Below are 16,685 nucleotides of genomic sequence, written 5' to 3'. Positions count from 1 at the left end.
AGACATGACCCGCCAAATCAGGCTGAACGCCTTCGACATGAATTGCGTCGGACACCAGTCGCCGGGGCTCTGGCGCCATCCGCGCGACAAGTCCTGGACCTACAAGGATCTCGACTACTGGGTGCATCTTGCAAAGACGCTGGAGCGCGGCAAGTTCGACGGGCTGTTCATTGCCGACGTGCTCGGCGTCTACGATGTGCTGAACGGCAATGTCGATGCGGCTCTTCGCCATTCGGCGCAGGTCCCGGTCAACGATCCGCTGCAGCTCATCCCGACCATGGCTTATGCGACCGAGCACCTCGGTTTCGGCCTGACGGCATCGCTTTCATTCGAGCATCCCTATACCTTCGCCCGCCGCATCTCGACGCTCGACCACCTGACCAAGGGGCGCGTCGGCTGGAATATCGTCACCTCCTATCTCAACAGCGGCGCGCTCAATATCGGCCAGCCCGCGCAGACAAGACATGACGATCGCTACGACCTTGCCGAGGAATATCTGGAGGTCTGCTACAAGCTCTGGGAGGGAAGCTGGGAGGACGGCGCGGTTGTCCGCGATCGCGAGACCGGCATTTTCACCCACCCTGATAAGGTTCATGCGATCGGCCACTCCGGCAAGCATTTCAACGTGCCGGGCATTCACTTGAGCGAGCCTTCGCCGCAGCGCACACCAGTGCTCTACCAGGCTGGCGCTTCCAGCCGCGGCAAGGATTTCGCCGGCGCCCATGCCGAATGCATTTTTGTGGCGGCGCCGTCGAAACCCGTGCTCAAGCGCTACGTCGCCAATGTCCGCGAGGCCGCCGAACGCATCGGCCGCAACCCGCGGGAAATCCTCGCCTTCAACCTGCAGACCGTCGTCCTCGGCGAGACGGATGCCGAGGCGCAGCGGAAGTTCAACGAGTACCGCAAATACGCCTCCTTCGAGGGCGCGCTGACGCTGATTTCCGGCTGGACCGGTATCGATTTCGGTCAGTTCGAGCCGGACGAGGTGCTGCGCCACCGTCATACCAATGCGGTGCAGTCGGCGGTCGAGACCTTCACGACAATCGATCCGGCCAAGGAATGGACGGTGCGCGAAATGGCCGACTGGGTCGGCGTCGGCGGTTTCGGCCCGGTTTTCGTCGGCTCGCCGCAGACCGTCGCTGATCTGATGCAGGAATGGATCGAGGACACTGATGTCGACGGCTTCAACCTTGCCTATGCCGTCACGCCCGAAAGTTTTGAGGATGCGGTCGATCTGCTGGTGCCGGAACTGCAGAAACGCGGCGTCTACAAGACCGACTATACCAAGGGGACGCTGCGGGAAAAACTCGGGCGCGCCGGACCGCGTCTTGTTGCCCCGCATCCGGGTGCGGCCTATCGCAATCTCTTCAAGGAGCCCGCCCGTTTCGCGGCCAGTGGTTGAGCGAATAATGGCTGGGTGACAAAAAATGTCTCGCGGTGTCCGAGGTTTAGAATTTAACCTCTATGACAATCGCCATTTCACCCTGAATATGAGCGCTTGAAATTCGATCGATCAGGAGGGGTCATGACCGTAGCATCTATCTCGCGGCGCACGCTGATGAAGGGCACCGCCCTGCTCCTCGCTTCGACGGCGCTCGCTCGCCAGGCGCTGGCGCAGGCCACGCCTGCCGGCGGCCGGCTGATCGTTGCGGCAGATTCCGAGCCGAAGAACCTCAACCCTGCCATTGTCGCTTCGAACGGCGTCTTCTTCATCGCCAGCAAGGTGATCGAGCCGCTGGCCGAGGCCTCGTTCGACGGCAAGGACGGGCTGGCGCCGCGGCTTGCCACCTCCTGGGAAGGGGCGCCCGACGGCCTCTCCGTCACCTTCAAGCTGCGCGACGGCGTCACCTGGCACGACGGCAAGCCATTCACCTCGGTCGATGTCGCCTTTTCCGCGCTCAATATCTGGAAGCCGTTGCAGAATCTCGGCCGCCTGGTCTTTGCCAATCTCGAAGCCGTCGATACCCCTGACGATTACACCGCCATCTTCCGCTTCTCCAAGCCGACGCCGTTCCAGCTCATCCGCAATGCCCTGCCAGTTGTTACAAGCGTCGTCGCCAAGCACATTTTCGACGGCAGCGATATCGCCACCAATCCGGCCAACAACAAGCTTGTCGGCACCGGCCCCTTCACCTTCGCCGAATACAAGCCCGGCGAATACTACCGGCTGGCGCGCAATGAGAACTACTGGGACAAGGATCAGCCGAAGCTCGACGAGATCGTCTTCCGCGTGCTGCCCGACCGCGCGTCGGCGGGTGCGGCACTCGAAGCCGACGAAATTCAGCTTGCCGCCTTCTCCGCGGTGCCGTTGGCCGATCTCGACCGCATCTCCAAGGTCGAGGGCATCAAGGTGATCTCCAAGGGTTATGAGGCGCTGACCTATCAGCTCGTCGTCGAGATCAATCACCGCCGCAAGGAGCTCGCCGATCTCAGGGTCCGCCAGGCGATCGCACAGGCGATCGACAAGAAGTTCGTCGTCGACACGATCTTCCTCGGTTATGCAGCCGCTTCCACCGGCCCGGTGCCGAAGAACGCGCCGGAATTCTATACATCCGATGTCGCGACCTATGAATTCGACCCTGCCGCCGCCAACGATATTCTCGACAAGGCAGGGTACAAACAAGGCGCGGACGGCAACCGCTTCAAGCTAAAGCTGCGCCCCGCACCCTATTTCAACGAGACCCGGCAGTTCGGCGATTATCTTCGCCAGGCGCTCGCCGTGATCGGCATCGATGCGGAAATCGTCAATGCCGATGCGGCCGCACACCAGAAGGCGGTTTACACAGATCACGATTTCGACCTTGCCGTCGGTCCGCCGGTCTTCCGCGGCGATCCGGCAATCTCCACCACCATTCTCGTTCAATCCGGCACGCCTGCTGGCGTGCCCTTCTCCAACCAGGGCGGCTACGTCAATCCGGAGCTCGACAAGATTATCAAGCAAGCCTCCGAGACCGTCGATACGGCGGCCCGCACGGATCTCTATCGAAAATTCCAGGAGCTCGTCGTCGCCGATCTGCCGCTGATCAACGTCGCGGAATGGGGCTTCATCACCGTTGCGCGCGACAGCGTGCTCAACGTCTCCGACAATCCGCGCTGGGCCGTCTCAAACTGGGGCGATACCGCGCTGCAGTCGTGATAGGATCGGCGGCAATTCTCTTCCAGAGGCCCTGTCCGGCGTGAAACGTGCAATCATCCTCCTGAGGCGCAGGGCGATCAGCGCCATTCCGGTGCTGCTGATCGTGGTCATCTTCACATTTTTCCTGCTCGAATCCGCCTCGGGCGATGCCGTCGACGCCTATCTCGGCTCGATCGGCGGCGGCGATGCGGCACTGAGGCAGTCGCTGCGTGAGAGCTACGGCCTCAACCAGTCGATGCTTGCGCGCCTCTGGCTTTATCTCACTTCTCTGGCGCGGTTCGATCTCGGCTGGTCGGTCGCCTTCAACAGGCCGGTCGGCGAACTGATCGCCGAACGCCTGCCCAATACGCTGCTCTTGATGGGCAGTGCGACGGCGCTCTCCTTCGGCCTCGGCTCGGCGCTCGGCATCCTTGCCGGCGCGCGGCCGGGCAGCGCAAGGGACCGGCTGTTATCGATCGGCTCGCTTGTTGTTTATGCCATACCGAGCTTCTGGCTTGGCCTCGTCCTCAGCATCGCCTTTTCGGTGAAGCTGCGCTGGTTTCCGATCGCCGGCATCGAGACGATCGCTTCGGGCAAGACAGGGTTTTCCCGGGCGCTCGACATATCGGCTCATCTGGTTCTGCCGGTCGGCGCACTCGCCTTGATCTATCTCGCTCTGTTCCTGCGAGTGACGCGCGCCGGCATGGCTGAGGCCTGGACATTGGATTTCGTTCTCTTCGCCCGCGCCAAAGGCCTGTCGCGCAGCCGTATCGTGCTGCGCCATGTCGCGCGCAACGCACTGCTGCCGCTCGTCACCATGCTCGGGCTGCAAGCGGCCGCCATGCTTGGCGGCAGCGTGGTGATCGAGAGCGTCTTTGCCATCCCGGGTTTCGGGCGGCTGGCACAAGAGGCGGTCAACGGCCGCGACGCGCCGCTGTTGATGGGGATTATCGTCACCAGCGCCGTCCTCGTCATTGCGGTCAATTTTCTTGTCGATCTCGCCTATGCCGCGCTCGACCCGCGCATCGGCACTTCGGAGGGTGGCGCATGAGCCGTTTCCGGCGCCTCCTCAGCACGCCGGAAGGCGTGGCCGGGCTTGCGATCCTTGCCGTTCTGCTTTTAGCCGCGCTCTCAGCTCCTATCGTCTCGCCGGGTGACCCGCTCAGGATTGCCGGCCGGGCGCTGCTGCCGCCATTCGCCGATCCGGCCTTTCCGCTCGGTACGGATCGCTTGGGTCGCGACGTGCTCGCCGGCCTCATTTATGGCGCGCGCACCTCGCTTGCCGTCGGCCTTGCCGCGGCGTTTTCCGCGATGATCCTCGGCGTCTGTGTCGGCATGGCGGCGGGTTTTGCCGGCGGGATCGTCGACGAGGCGCTGATGCGTGTGGTCGACGCCTTCCAGATCGTACCGGGTTTTCTGCTGGCGCTCGCCTTCGTCAGCACCATCGGTGTCTCGACGCCCGTTGTCGTTCTAGCCATCGCGCTCGGCGCCTGGGCCGATCCGGCGCGGCTGACACGGGCGCAGGTGTTGGCGATCCGCGAGCAGGACTACGTCGCCTCGGCAAGGGTGATCGGCATGCATCCTGTGGAGATCGCTTTCCGGGAAATCCTGCCGAACGCGCTGCCGCCGGTGCTGGCGCTTTCGGCCACGATCGTTGCCGGCGCAATCCTCACCGAGGCGGCGCTTTCCTTTCTTGGCCTCGGCAATCCGAATATCGCCACCTGGGGTTCGATGATCGCCGAAGGCCGCAGCGTCTTGCGATCGGCCGCCTATCTCTCCGTCATCCCGGGTGCGGCACTTGCCGTGACCGTGCTCGGCGTCCATCTGTTCAGCGAGGGTCTCGTCAACGCGCTTGGCGATGACGGCGGGAGGACGGCATGAGCGGCATTTTCTGCAGCCTCCGGCAGTTTTCGGTCACCTATGCGCGCGGCAACAAAGCTGCCGCGCTCGACCGCATCGATCTCGATATCAAGGCCGGCGAAAGGCTGGCGATCATCGGTGAAAGCGGCTCCGGCAAGAGCACGCTTGCCCGTGCGCTCGCCGGTCTGCTGCCTGACGGAGCGAAAGTCGGCGGCGAGATGCACTGGCCGGCACTCGGCCATCCGCCCCGCCCGGGCCGCGATTTCGGCTTCGTCTTCCAGGATCCGGGCACGAGCCTCAATCCGCTGCTGACGATCGGCGAGCAGATTGCCGAGGGCGCCAGGCGCCATCTCGGCCTCGGCTGGAAACAGGCCTTAATCAGAGCCGAGGAATTGCTCGGGCGGGTGCGGATGCCGCAGCCCGACAAGGTGCTGCGGGCTTTTCCGCACCAGCTTTCCGGCGGCCAGCGCCAGCGCGTGGCGATCGCGGCGGCAGTTGCCGCAAGGCCGGCGCTGCTGATCGCCGACGAGGCGACCAGCGCGCTTGACGTCGTGGTCCAGGCCGAGATTGTCCGCCTGCTCGACGGATTGGTGCGCGAGGACGGCATGACGCTTGTTTTCATCACCCACGACATCGCGCTCGCCTCCGGCTTTGTCGACCGGATCGCCGTCTTCCGCGATGCGCGCCTCGTCGAGGCAGGCCCGGTCCGTTCGGTGCTTTCGGCGCCGAAAAGCGACTATACCGCGGTCCTGATCGCCAGTCATCGCGACCTCTCAACGCCACCGCTGATCGCGGAGGCGTCCCCATGAGCCCGCTGCTTTCTATCGAAAATATCTCGAAAGGCTTTTCGTCGGCGGGCCGCCAGATCATCGCTCTCGATAATGTTTCGCTAACGATCGCAGCCGGGGAAACGCTCGGTCTGGTCGGCGGCTCCGGGAGCGGAAAATCGACGCTATCGCGTATTCTGCTGCGGCTAGTTTCCTGCGACGCCGGCTCGATTCGCTTCGACGGAGAGGATTGGCTGAGGCTGAAGGGTGCCGCCCTGCGCCGCAAACGGGCGCGCATGCAGATGGTGTTTCAGGATCCGCTCGCCGCCTTCAACCCGCTGGCGACGGTGGGCACGGTTCTCGACGATCCGTTGCGCATACACGGCATTGTCGCCAGGGACCGTCGCCCCGGCGAGATCGCAATGCTTCTCGAACGGGTCGGCCTGACCGCCGATCATGCAAATCGGCCCGTTCGTGCGCTCTCCGGCGGCCAGCGCCAACGTGTGGCGATTGCCCGGGCGATCGCGACACGGCCGTCGCTGCTGGTGCTCGATGAGGCGGTCTCGGCCCTCGACGTCACCGTGCGCGGCAGGATCCTCGAACTTCTGGTCGATCTGCAGAAGCAACAGGGCATTGCCTGTTTGTTCATTTCGCATGATCTTGCCGTGGTCCGCGCCGTCTCCCACCGCGTCGCCGTCATGGATGGCGGGCGGATGGTCGAGATCGGTCCGGCAGCGGCGATCGTTGCCGCGCCGCAATCGGCGGCCGCCCGCGCCCTTGTTGCAGCCGTTCCGTGTCTCGTGACCGACCCGTCCTGAAGGAGATGTCCATGTTCGACCCCGGTTGGAATCCCCTGCACGGCGTCCCCTCCTATCCGGCGGAACGCTACGGCGTCCTCGCCGACAGGATCGGCGGCATCTTGCAGAGCCGCAGCGACATATTGCTTGTGCAGGCCGAGGCGGTGGTGGCGCTGGAGGCGGTGGCAGCCAGCCTTGCACGCCCCGGCCTCTCCGCCCTCAACATCGTCACCAGCCCCTATGGCGGCTGGTTCGGGCAATGGCTGCGGCGGGGCGGCGCGACGGTTCGGGATATCGTCGCCGAACCGGGCCTGCCGATCGTAATCGAGGCCGTCGCCGGGGCGCTCGACGCCGATCCCGGGATCGATGTGCTGGCTGTGGTTCATGCGGAATCGGCGAGCGGCATCCTGAACCCTCTGTCGGAGATCCTGGCGCTTGCGCGTGACCGCGGCATCGCTACCGTCGTCGATGCGGTTGCCTCGGTCGGCGGTCATAGCCTCGATGTCGATCATCTCGGCATCGACATCGCGGTGATCGGCCCGCAGAAGGCGCTCGGCGGTCCGGCCGGTCTGTCCGCGCTCTCGGTCAGCCGCCGCGCATGGAATATGATCCTGAGCGACGGCGCGCCGCGCGATTCGATCTTGTCATTGGCGGATCTGGAGGCATGGCTCGATAATGGCCGATGGGCTCTGCCGGGGACACCGGCGCCGCTGGAATTCTTCGCGCTGGAGGCAGCGCTCGACCGCATCGAGGCTGAAGGTCTGGAAAATCTCGTCGCCCGCCATGCGCTGGCGGCATCGGCGACAAGGGCGGGGCTGGCAGCACTCGGCACTCCAGCCTGGGTGCCGGCGGCAAGGGCCTCGAACCTGGTGACGGCGGTGCCGGCGCCGGTGGGCTTGGCGCCCGTTGCGCTGATAGCGGCCGCCGGGCGGCTGGGGGTGGAGCTGACCGAAGGTGTCGGGACTGCGCCCGCCCGTCTCCTGCGGCTGAACCATACGGGTCAGCGCGCCGCGTTCCAGACGGTGCTCGCGAATGTCGTCGCCTACGGCGCGGCCTTGAGGCAGGCTGGCCATTCCTGCGATATCGCCGCCGCTTCCGAGGCAATATCCGCGACCTACAGCCGCTGAACGGCATTCGGCTCTTGATAAACACGCTTCGTCAAGGCAGGAGAGTGGCATCACGGAGACTTGCTGCAGATGACTGGATTGCTGGATGCGCAGGGCCTGGAGATTTCGCATTTGGGGCATCGCACCCGGCTGAAATGGCACCGCCTGCGCAAACGGTTTGCCGATCCGCTGTTTTCTGCCGAAGTGATGGCCGAGGGTTTTGCAGCCGGTGCCTCGATGGAACTCGATCTGCGGGTGCGCGCCGATGGCGGTTTCGTCGTGCTGCATGATGAAGAGCTCGAAGGCGAAACAACCGGGCACGGACCGATCGCCGAAAAGAGCATCGGTGACATCGGCGATATCAGGATGAAAGAGGGCGACCGGCCGCTGATCCTTAGCGAGGATCTCGCCGCCATGCTGCAATCGGCACACCCCGCCGCATTGCTGCAGTTCGACATGAAGGACGATTATGGGGCGATCGGTGCCAGGGGCATCGAGCACCTTGCCGCGCATTTCCGCGATATCGCCGCCTCGGTGATCGTCAGCGCCGGCAGTCTCGACCTCATCGTCGCGGTCAAGGAGAAGATTCCCAATCTCATGCGCGGCATCGATCCGACCAACAAGCTCGGCGACATCGGGCAGGCCAGCGGCTGGAAGGCTGTCGAGACGGAATTGCGCGCCGACCTGCGCGGCCCGACCGAACCGGATACGATCTATCTCCACTGGCAGCTGATCCTTGACGCCGCCAAAGGAGGTCTCGACATGATCGCGCTCTGCCAGGATCAGGGCAAACGGGTCGATGCCTGGACTTTTACGCTCAAGGATCCGGAAGCCGGTTTCAGCGAAGAGGAATGGCGGAATTTCCAGGCGCTGATGGCTTTGAAGCCGGATCAGATCACCACCGACGAGGCGCCGGCGACCGAGCGCGCCTGGAGCCGCCGCATGGCCGTTTAACCGGCAGGCGTCAGCCCCTCAATATCGAGGATGAAGGCGAATTCGCCGGCAAGCCCCGGCGCGTGGGCAACGACAGGTCCGCCCTGCGCAAGCATCCTATCGACATCAGGCATCGCCACCATCGCGCCGGCCTCTTTGGCGATCAGTGCGCCAGCGAGCATGTCCCAGGCATTGAGATGGCGTTCGTAATAGAGATCGGCAGCACCTTCGGCGACGCGAACGAGGTCGATCGCCGCCGCGCCTGTGCGGCGATAGTCCATGCCGCGTTCGTGAAGCCGCTTGGAGAGCGCGAGATGGTCGTCAAAACTGGTCTTGCGGGAATGGCCGAGAATGACGAGCGCATGGGCAGGATCGGCGGTCGCCGCCGCATGCACTGGAATTCCGTCCTTGAAGGCGCCGCCGCCGCGGACGGCGTGAAAGACCTTATCCTCGCTGGCATCGTAGACCACGCCGATTTCGACCTTGCCGCCAGCGACGAAGGCGATCGAGACGGCCCAGTGCCGGAAGCCCCTGATATAGTTGGTCGTGCCGTCGATCGGATCGACGACCCAGGTGCCGGCTCCGCCCGATCTTCGGCCGCTCTCCTCGCCCATGAACGTATCGTCCGGAAAGCGCGAGATGAGCCCGTTGCGGATAGCTTGCTCGGCTCGCCTGTCGGCGATGGTGACGAAATCCTGCAATCCCTTGTTCTCGACGGCAAGCGTACCGGGGTTGGAGTCGCGCCGAAACCGGGCGGCTTCCCGCCCGACCTCAAGGGCGACTGTGATCGCGACCTCTGACCGTGTGCGGATGGCGGCGGAATCGAATGCGGAACTCATCAGGCAGTCCTTCTTTTTATCAACGTTACCGGCGTGAATTCGACACGTGCCGTCAAGTCCGACTCTGCGATCCGGCTCATCAGCAGATCGACGGTCTGTTCGGCCTGGATATCGCAGGGTTGGCGGATGGTCGTCAGGTCGTAGGCGGTCCAGCTCGCCTGAGGAATGTCGTCATGGCCGATGATGGAGAGCGGCGGCGCATCATCGCGGCTGCGGCCCCGCATGACGCGGTCGACCACGCCGCAGGCCATATAGTCGTTGGCGCAGAACAGTCCATCGATGCCGGATGCCGCAAGGTCGGCTGCCGCATCATAGCCGCTCCGGTAATCGTTGATCCTGACCTGCAGCATCTGCGCTTCCACCCCGAGCTGCTTGCAGCGTGCCAGGAACGCTTCGCTGCGCCGCCGCGCCGTATAGGATATGGCGGGAGCCGCCATAACGGCGAGTTTCCGCGCGCCGCTTTCGATCAGGTGGCTGGCGGCGAGATGGCCGGCCATCCGATCGTCGGAGATGATGCGGTCGACGAAGGGGATATCGTTGCCCTTGTTGATCAGCACGATCGGCACGCCTTCGGCCGCACATTGCTCGCAAATCTCGGTCGGCGGCGCGTCGGAGGTAACGATGACGCCGGAGACGGCGTAATGCAGCAGCTGACCGATGACCGTCGAGGTGTCCGCCTCCTGCGAGGTCGGCAGCAGGATGGGGCGAAAATTGCGGGCGATCAGCACCCTTGCCAGATTTTCGATCTGCAGCGTTCGAAATGGATTGTCGAGGCCTGCGGCAACGACGCCGACCAGATCGGAGCGTTTGTTGGTGAGGCTTCGGGCAAGATAGTTCACCCGATAGCCGAGTTCCTTGGCAGCCTCAAAGACCTTCTCGCGCGTCTTCGGCGAGACGCTGGCATCCGGCGTGAAGGCGCGCGACACGGCGGCGCGCGAAACACCAGCCACCCGCGCCACGTCGAAGGAGGTTACCTTGCGCGGTCCTTTATCCCTGTCTGGCAACTGCTTTTTCCCTCTCTGCCGACGGCCGCATCAGATCGGGAAGATCCGTGCAGATGCCGAGAACCGGAAGCTTCATGATGTCATCGAGAATGCTCCGCCGTTCCTCGTGCCAGAGCACGATCTCGCGGCCGGCCTCAAAGGCGCGGTGCATCAGTGCTTCGGTCACCAGATCCTGCGGCCGCTCGCCTGCCCTCTCCCAGCAGAGATGCAGTATATCGGCGCCGGCCTCGTCACCGAGCGCATGCGGATCGTGGCCGACCCGGATCAGCACCGAAAGCGGGAAGTCGCAGCCAGCGTCGCTGAGTTCGCGTACCTGCGCCGTATCGAAGGAGCCGAGGCAGGCGAAACGCTGATTCATCTCAGCAAGATGTTGCCAGCATAGCATGCCGGTTCCGGGCGCCTTGAGCTCGACATAGAGACCGGTGCCGGTCTCGCGGCCGAGAGCTGCGACCTCCGAAAAACGCGGCACGTCGATGCCGTCGAGGGCGGCGAGTTCCGCCGCGGTCATTTCGGAAATGCGGCGGTCGATGCCAAAGACCCGCGCGAGATGGTCGTCATGCGAGACGACGACCACGCCGTCGCGGGTCAGCTGCGTGTCGAGCTCCCACATTTCGGCGCCGAGTTCGGCAGCGCGGCGGAAGGCGGCGATCGTGTTTTCGCGCTCATGGCCGCTGTCGCCGCGATGACCAATGCAGAAGGGCAGCCGGCCCTTGGCCGTCGGCCAGCCGTGACGCTCGAAGAATGCCTGGAAATCGCGGGTCATCAGAGCCTCCTGCCATTTTCGTCGAAGACGAAGACGCCGCGGCTATCGATCGCCCAGCGGACATCGTCGCCGACATGGATATCATTGCGCACCGGCTGGATCGAGCGCAGCAGCGGGCCGCCAGCAAGGCGGACGTCGTAAAGGTTTTCCCGCCCCTGCGTTTCGGCGAAGGTGACCTTGCCGGACACCGGTGTATCGCCCGCAGGCGTAAAATGCTCCGGCCGGACGCCGAGCATCAGCTTCGTGCCCTCGGCGGCGCCAATGGAGCCTGGCAAAGGCACGCGGATTTCGCTTTCGGTGATGGCGAAGGCGCCCTTGTCGACGACGCCGCGCAGGAAGGTGATCGGCGGGTTGCCGAGGAAGCCGGCGACGAAGGCGGTCTTCGGATCATTATACATTTCGGCCGGCGTGGCGATCTGGACGATCTCGCCTTCCTTCATGATGGCGATGCGGTCGCACATGCTCATTGCCTCCACCTGGTCATGGGTGACGAGAATGGCGGTGATGCCGGTCTCGCGCTGCAGGCGTCGGATTTCCGAGCGCATTTCGAGGCGCAGCTTGGCGTCGAGATTGGCGAGCGGTTCGTCGAGCAGCAGCACGTCGGGCTTGCGGATCAGCGCTCGCGCCAGCGCCACGCGCTGCTGCTGGCCGCCTGAAAGCTGCGCCGGACGGCGTTCCATGAGATTGCTGATATGAACAAGCTCGGAAATGCGCTCGACCTCCTTGCGGATGTCGGCGGCAGGCATGCTCTTCACCTTCAGAGGAAAACTGATGTTTTCGGCAACCGTCATGTGCGGGTAGAGCGCATAAGATTGGAAGACGACGCCGACATTGCGGGCCTGGCTCGGGAGATCCGTGACGTCGCGGTCGCCGAAGAAGATGCGCCCGCTGGTCGGCCGGTGAATGCCGCAGACGGCAAAAAGCGTCGTCGATTTGCCGCAGCCGGAAGGGCCGAGCAGCGCCAGCATTTCGCCGTCGCCGACTTCGAGCTGCATATTTTCGATGACCTTGGTGGAGCCGAAGCTCTTCGAGAAATTGTCGAGGAGGATGCGCATCAGCCTTTGCTCCCGCCGCCATAGATGTTCATGAGATATTTGTTGAAGAGCGCGTAAGCGATCAGCACCGGAATGAGATAGAAGAGGCCGACCGCCTTGAACATATTGAAATCGTAATTGTTGTCGTCGGCGAGGAAGCCGGCGAGATAGACCGACAGGACCTGTACCTGATTGCCCGGCGCCAGCACCTGCGGCAGGATGAACTCGCCCCAGCCGGCGAGGAAGGAGAACAGGCCGAGCGCCATGATGCCGGGTTTGACCTGCGGTAGCACCAGGCTGCGCCAGACGCGAAAACGCGAGGCGCCGTCGACGACGCCGGCCATTTCGATTTCCCAGGGCACGGTGTCGTAGAAGCCCTTCATCAGCCAGATGCCGAGCGGCAGGTCGATCGCCGCCTTCACCAGGATGACGCCGATCAGCGAATTATAGAGGCCGATCATCTGCAGTACGATGAAGATGGCGATGATCAGCGTCACCGACGGGAAGGCGTGCAGCACCATGACGCCGGCGAGGAAGAAGCCGCGCGCCGGCACGTTCAGCCGCGACAGCACGTAACCGGCCATCGACGAGACGATCAGCACGACGCTGGTGGTGCAGGTTGCAAAGAGCAGCGTATTCACCGTCACCTGCCAGATGTTCGCCTTGCCCGGCGTCGTCTGCCACAGGAAACGCCAGTGATCGAGCGTCAGGCCGGAGGGCAGCAAAGCGTCCGGCTGCTTTACCGTCACGGTGTCGAGGAAGAGATAGACATACATCAAGAGCAGCGGCAGGCTGACGATGGTCAGCGCCGTTATAACAGGCCAGCTGCGGTAATTTGCCGAGGGCTGCGAGCGTTCGACCATGGTCAATCCTCGATCAGGGGCTTGGCGACAAGCGTGCCGTAGTTGAAGACGCGCAGATAGAGAAGCGACAGCGTGACGCCGATGACGACGAGCACCAGCGCCATGGCGGCACCCAACCCATATTCGAGATTGCCGGCGTAGTTCCTGAGCGCGGTGTGATAGGCGGACAGCGCCCAGACCTCGGTCGCATTGCCCGGCCCGCCATTGGTGGCGAGCAGGATTTCATTGAAGGAGGCGAGCAGCGACAGCGTCTGATAGCAGGTGACGAAGAGGATCGGCCAGCGCATCTGCGGCAGGATAATGTAGCGGATCTGCTGCCAGCGCGAGGCGCCGTCGACCTCACTCGCATAGAACTGGCTCTTCGGAATGGCCTTCATCGCCGAGGAGAACACCAGCATGCCCATCGAGGCGCCGATGAAGCCGTTGATCAGCACGACGAAGAACCAGGCATGATAGGCGGTATCGAGCAGGTAGTTCTTCGGAGGGTAGCCGAATTTGCCCATCAGGACAGAGATGAAGCCGCTGTCCCAGGCGAGCCACTTCCACAGCATGACGTAGATGACGACGGGCGTGATGCGCGGCAGGAGCCAGATGCCACGAAAGATCGAGGCAGACGTCGGCGGCATGTAATGCGTCCAGATGGCGAGCAGCAGCGCATAACCGACGTTGAAGAGCATCAGCACCAGCGCGACATAGAGCACGGTGTTGAACAGCACACGCGCCATGTCGGGCGAGGTGGCCATGCGTGAAAAATTGTCGGTCGTCCAGGTCCAGCCGGTATAGGTGGTCTTGGCGACGGTTTCCTTCTGCTCCGGCGTCAGCTTGAAACCCAGGCTGTCCAGCGCCGAAAACAGCTGTTGCTTGCTGTCGAAACGGGTATTGAGGACAGAGCGGTTGAACTGTTCGGAGATCTGCTTGACCTCGCGTGTCGAAGGTCGCTCAGTGAGATCCTTGATCATGCGCTCGACGTCGCGGCGCGCCGGGAAGACCTCGCCTATATGTTTGGCGCGCAATTCCGCAACAATCCCCGGCGCCATGCCGAGGTCCTCGACGGCCGTGAGGCCCGCCTCGTCGATGGTGTAGCGCGGTTCGGCCATCTCGGTGGCAATCTCGGGCAACGCCGATTTCAGCGCGATCAGCGAGCTGGGCGCGATCTGGTAGACGCCTCCCGATATGCCGGTCGCCGTCGTCATGTTGGTCATCGAGAAAACCGCCGTCAAAACCACCGGCATCAGGAAGAACAGGACTATCATGATCGCCGCGGGCGCGATCATCACCAGTCCGAGCGTTCTGGACGATTTCATGGAAGGCCTCCTCGCGGACCCGACCGGGCGGCGGGAGTGCCGCCGCCCGGCGGAATGCTTCAGCGGATGACGATCTTGTCGCCGAGCGTGCTCTTCAGCTCGCTCTCGGCATCACTGACCGCGGCGTCGACGGTCTTGGCGCCGGTCCAGGATGCTTCGAGGTTCTTCCACATGATGTTCCAATATTTGCCGAAATCGGAATTGTTCGGCATCGCATTGGCATGCGGCAGCAGGCGCTCGGTGGCTTCGCGGGTCCAGCGGTCGGCCGAGTAGAAATCGACTTCCGATTCCGCCTCGGAAATGCCGAGATGGGCTGATTTGACCGCATGCAGCGCGTTGATGCGCGGCTCGGAGGCGATGGTGACCAGCTGGGCGGCGATCTCGGTATCTTCCTTGTCGTGACCTGCGGTCAGCAGATAGACCAGCGGGTGGGTCAGCGTGTTGGCCTTGCCGCCTTCACCGGCGGGGATCAGCGTGAAGATCACGTTGCCGAAAAAGTCCTTCAGGCCTTCCTGGTTGACGAGGCGGGCATAGTGCCAGGTGCCTGCGTCCCAGATGCCGGCCTTGCCGGTGGCGACTTCCTTCCACCACTGGTCGCCCGGCATGCCGATGTGGTTCTTCTTGGTGACGCCCGCCTTAACGGCGTCAGCGAAGAACTGATAGGTGCGGGTCATCGCCGCCTTGTCGAAAACGAGCTTGCCGTTTTCCTCCATCGTGCCGCCGAAGCTGGTATAGAACTGCCAGTAGTCAGGGCCATTGCTGGTGCGAGGATAGAAGCCGTAGCCGGGCTGGACGAGGCCCTTGTCCTGCATCTTCTTGGCGTCGTCGAGCAGGTTCTTCATGGTGTACTTGCCGTCCTGAACACTCTGCGGCAGCGCATCCAGATCGGCGTCGCTATAGCCGATCGCCTTCATATAAGGCTTCCAGAAGAACATCGGCCGGGATTCGGCATCCTGCGGAATGCCGTAGACGGTGCCATTATAGGAGGCGATCTGCAGCAGGTTCTCGTAGATGCCATTGAGCGGCCAGGAGTCGAGATCGACATAATCCTCAATCGGAACGATGAGACCGGCCTGGGACCATGGTGCGATGTCTTCGTGGCCGCTGACGACGATGTTCGGGGCGGTCTTGGCTTCCGCCGCAAGGGTCAGCGCCTGCTTGAAGTCCTCCCAGGCGGAATAGGGCTTCTTCTCGACGGTAATCTTCAGATCTTCACCCTTCAGCGCGGCCTGGCGCTGCAGCTGCTGGGCTGCGATCTCGATGGCGTCGAGGCGATAGACGTCGTTGGGGCCGGTGCCGCCGGCCCAGACGCTGATGTGAACGTCCTTGGCAAGCGCAATTGCAGAGCTCGAAGCCAGGATGGCGGCTGCGATGGCGAGGGATTTCAGTGTCGGCAAAATGGTCATCTTCTTCGTCTCCCTAGAAGAGCAGCGTGAAGCCTCTTGGCGGGTCAGCACTGCTGATGATGGCCGCTCCGAAACCCCACGAAAACGTGACGATGTCCGCTCTAGGGGTTTGATGTAACGGCCGAATGACAAAATTGAGCACGTGTGCAAAATTATTATGACGATGTCTGTCAGACTTGCAAGCGACGGTTTTCGGGAGTGGCTTTTACGCTTCAAATTGCGCTTGTCATCCTGCAGCGCAGCACGTCTTTCGAGGCGCGCAACCGACGTTGCAACAGTTTCGCCCCTCGCATCCTGCTTTCGGAAAATCGGTTCCGATTTCCGGGCCGATGCGCTAGCATGCAGCCATGAGCCTTGCATCCGTCCGCGCTTTCCTGCGTGCGCACGCACCCGATATCGACATCATCGAAACCGCCGAGAGCTCCTCGACGGTGGCGCTTGCGGCCGAGGCCCACGGCGTCGAGCCGGCCCAGATTGCCAAGACGATCTGCCTGCGGGTCGGCGAAAAGATGATGCTGGTCGTTGCCGGCGGCACGGCAAGGCTCGACAATCGCAAGTTCAAGGACACGTTCGGCGCCAAGGGGCGCATGCTCGACGCCGAGGAGGTCGTGACTGTCACCAGCCACCCGGTCGGCGGCGTCTGCCCCTTCGGCCTTCCCTCGCCGCTGCCCATCTATTGCGATATCTCGCTGAAACGCTTCGATGAAGTCGTGCCGGCCGCCGGCTCGACGAATTCGGCGATCCGCATCGAAACCGGACGGCTGGCGGAGCTGACCGGCGCCAGCTGGGTCGACGTCTGTCAGTAGCGTGCGGCAGTAATGCAGCCGAAGAACTTCAAACCTGAGAAAGAGTCCCTATATTCTTTCCCGACATGCCGTGATTGCGCATGACAGG

Annotated in this window: 16 protein-coding genes; 9 read left to right on the top strand and 7 right to left on the bottom strand. The window is 63.2% G+C overall.

What is annotated here, in order from left to right:
* Positions 1-4: 4 nt before the first annotated feature.
* The 8 genes from ATY29_RS20325 to ATY29_RS20290 all read left to right on the top strand — a co-directional run bounded on the left by ATY29_RS20325 (position 5) and on the right by ATY29_RS20290 (position 8,599).
* On the top strand, positions 5-1,402 hold the full coding sequence (locus ATY29_RS20325; RefSeq protein WP_097537163.1) for an LLM class flavin-dependent oxidoreductase: 1,398 nt from the start codon (positions 5-7) through the stop codon (positions 1,400-1,402).
* Between the two features lie 123 nt (positions 1,403-1,525).
* Positions 1,526-3,136: an ABC transporter substrate-binding protein gene (locus ATY29_RS20320; protein WP_003571928.1), complete on the top strand. Its 1,611-nt coding sequence runs from the start codon at positions 1,526-1,528 to the stop codon at positions 3,134-3,136.
* 40 nt (positions 3,137-3,176) lie between these two features.
* Positions 3,177-4,166: an ABC transporter permease gene (locus tag ATY29_RS20315; protein ID WP_097537162.1), complete on the top strand. Its 990-nt coding sequence runs from the start codon at positions 3,177-3,179 to the stop codon at positions 4,164-4,166.
* Positions 4,163-4,996, top strand: coding sequence for an ABC transporter permease (locus ATY29_RS20310; RefSeq protein ID WP_025418042.1), 834 nt, complete (start codon positions 4,163-4,165; stop codon positions 4,994-4,996). Before ATY29_RS20315 ends, ATY29_RS20310 begins: the two co-directional genes overlap by 4 nt.
* Positions 4,993-5,784, top strand: a complete 792-nt coding sequence (locus ATY29_RS20305) for an ATP-binding cassette domain-containing protein (protein WP_097537161.1) — start codon at positions 4,993-4,995, stop codon at positions 5,782-5,784. Before ATY29_RS20310 ends, ATY29_RS20305 begins: the two co-directional genes overlap by 4 nt.
* Positions 5,781-6,560 (top strand): ABC transporter ATP-binding protein, encoded by a 780-nt coding sequence (locus ATY29_RS20300; RefSeq protein ID WP_097537160.1) that lies wholly within the window; start codon positions 5,781-5,783, stop codon positions 6,558-6,560. The genes ATY29_RS20305 and ATY29_RS20300 overlap by 4 nt, the downstream gene beginning before the upstream one ends.
* A gap of 11 nt (positions 6,561-6,571) precedes the next feature.
* Positions 6,572-7,666 carry a pyridoxal-phosphate-dependent aminotransferase family protein gene (locus tag ATY29_RS20295; protein WP_097537159.1) on the top strand — a complete coding sequence of 365 codons (1,095 nt, stop codon included), beginning with the start codon at positions 6,572-6,574 and terminating at the stop codon, positions 7,664-7,666.
* 69 nt (positions 7,667-7,735) lie between these two features.
* Positions 7,736-8,599, top strand: a complete 864-nt coding sequence (locus ATY29_RS20290) for a glycerophosphodiester phosphodiesterase (RefSeq protein ID WP_097537158.1) — start codon at positions 7,736-7,738, stop codon at positions 8,597-8,599.
* Here the strand turns inward: ATY29_RS20290 and ATY29_RS20285 are convergent.
* The 7 genes from ATY29_RS20285 to ATY29_RS20255 are packed head-to-tail and all read right to left on the bottom strand — an operon-like array spanning position 8,596 to position 15,791.
* Positions 8,596-9,417 (bottom strand): inositol monophosphatase family protein, encoded by an 822-nt coding sequence (locus tag ATY29_RS20285; RefSeq protein WP_097537157.1) that lies wholly within the window; start codon positions 9,415-9,417, stop codon positions 8,596-8,598. The two genes, ATY29_RS20290 and ATY29_RS20285, sit on opposite strands and share 4 nt — an antisense overlap.
* Complete coding sequence (locus ATY29_RS20280; RefSeq protein ID WP_097537156.1) at positions 9,417-10,421, bottom strand: LacI family DNA-binding transcriptional regulator; 1,005 nt, start codon at positions 10,419-10,421, stop codon at positions 9,417-9,419. The genes ATY29_RS20285 and ATY29_RS20280 overlap by 1 nt, the downstream gene beginning before the upstream one ends.
* Positions 10,405-11,184 carry a glycerophosphodiester phosphodiesterase gene (locus ATY29_RS20275; protein ID WP_097537155.1) on the bottom strand — a complete coding sequence of 260 codons (780 nt, stop codon included), beginning with the start codon at positions 11,182-11,184 and terminating at the stop codon, positions 10,405-10,407. Before ATY29_RS20275 ends, ATY29_RS20280 begins: the two co-directional genes overlap by 17 nt.
* On the bottom strand, positions 11,184-12,239 hold the full coding sequence (locus tag ATY29_RS20270) for an ABC transporter ATP-binding protein (protein WP_097537154.1): 1,056 nt from the start codon (positions 12,237-12,239) through the stop codon (positions 11,184-11,186). Before ATY29_RS20270 ends, ATY29_RS20275 begins: the two co-directional genes overlap by 1 nt.
* Positions 12,239-13,081, bottom strand: coding sequence for a carbohydrate ABC transporter permease (locus tag ATY29_RS20265; RefSeq protein WP_003571908.1), 843 nt, complete (start codon positions 13,079-13,081; stop codon positions 12,239-12,241). The genes ATY29_RS20270 and ATY29_RS20265 overlap by 1 nt, the downstream gene beginning before the upstream one ends.
* A 2-nt stretch (positions 13,082-13,083) precedes the next feature.
* Positions 13,084-14,385 (bottom strand): carbohydrate ABC transporter permease, encoded by a 1,302-nt coding sequence (locus tag ATY29_RS20260; RefSeq protein WP_097537153.1) that lies wholly within the window; start codon positions 14,383-14,385, stop codon positions 13,084-13,086.
* 59 nt (positions 14,386-14,444) lie between these two features.
* On the bottom strand, positions 14,445-15,791 hold the full coding sequence (locus ATY29_RS20255; protein WP_003571906.1) for an extracellular solute-binding protein: 1,347 nt from the start codon (positions 15,789-15,791) through the stop codon (positions 14,445-14,447).
* Between the two features lie 347 nt (positions 15,792-16,138).
* Here ATY29_RS20255 and ATY29_RS20250 point away from each other — a divergent pair, with 347 nt between their 5' ends.
* The gene (locus ATY29_RS20250) at positions 16,139-16,597 is read left to right on the top strand and encodes a YbaK/EbsC family protein (RefSeq protein WP_097537152.1); all 459 of its coding nucleotides are present in this window, start codon (positions 16,139-16,141) and stop codon (positions 16,595-16,597) included.
* Positions 16,598-16,685 lie beyond the last annotated feature (88 nt).

Origin of the sequence: Rhizobium hidalgonense (assembly GCF_002914525.1) — a bacterium.
In the GTDB taxonomy this organism is placed as follows: domain Bacteria; phylum Pseudomonadota; class Alphaproteobacteria; order Rhizobiales; family Rhizobiaceae; genus Rhizobium; species Rhizobium hidalgonense.
This window is presented reverse-complemented; position numbering and strand designations above follow the sequence as displayed.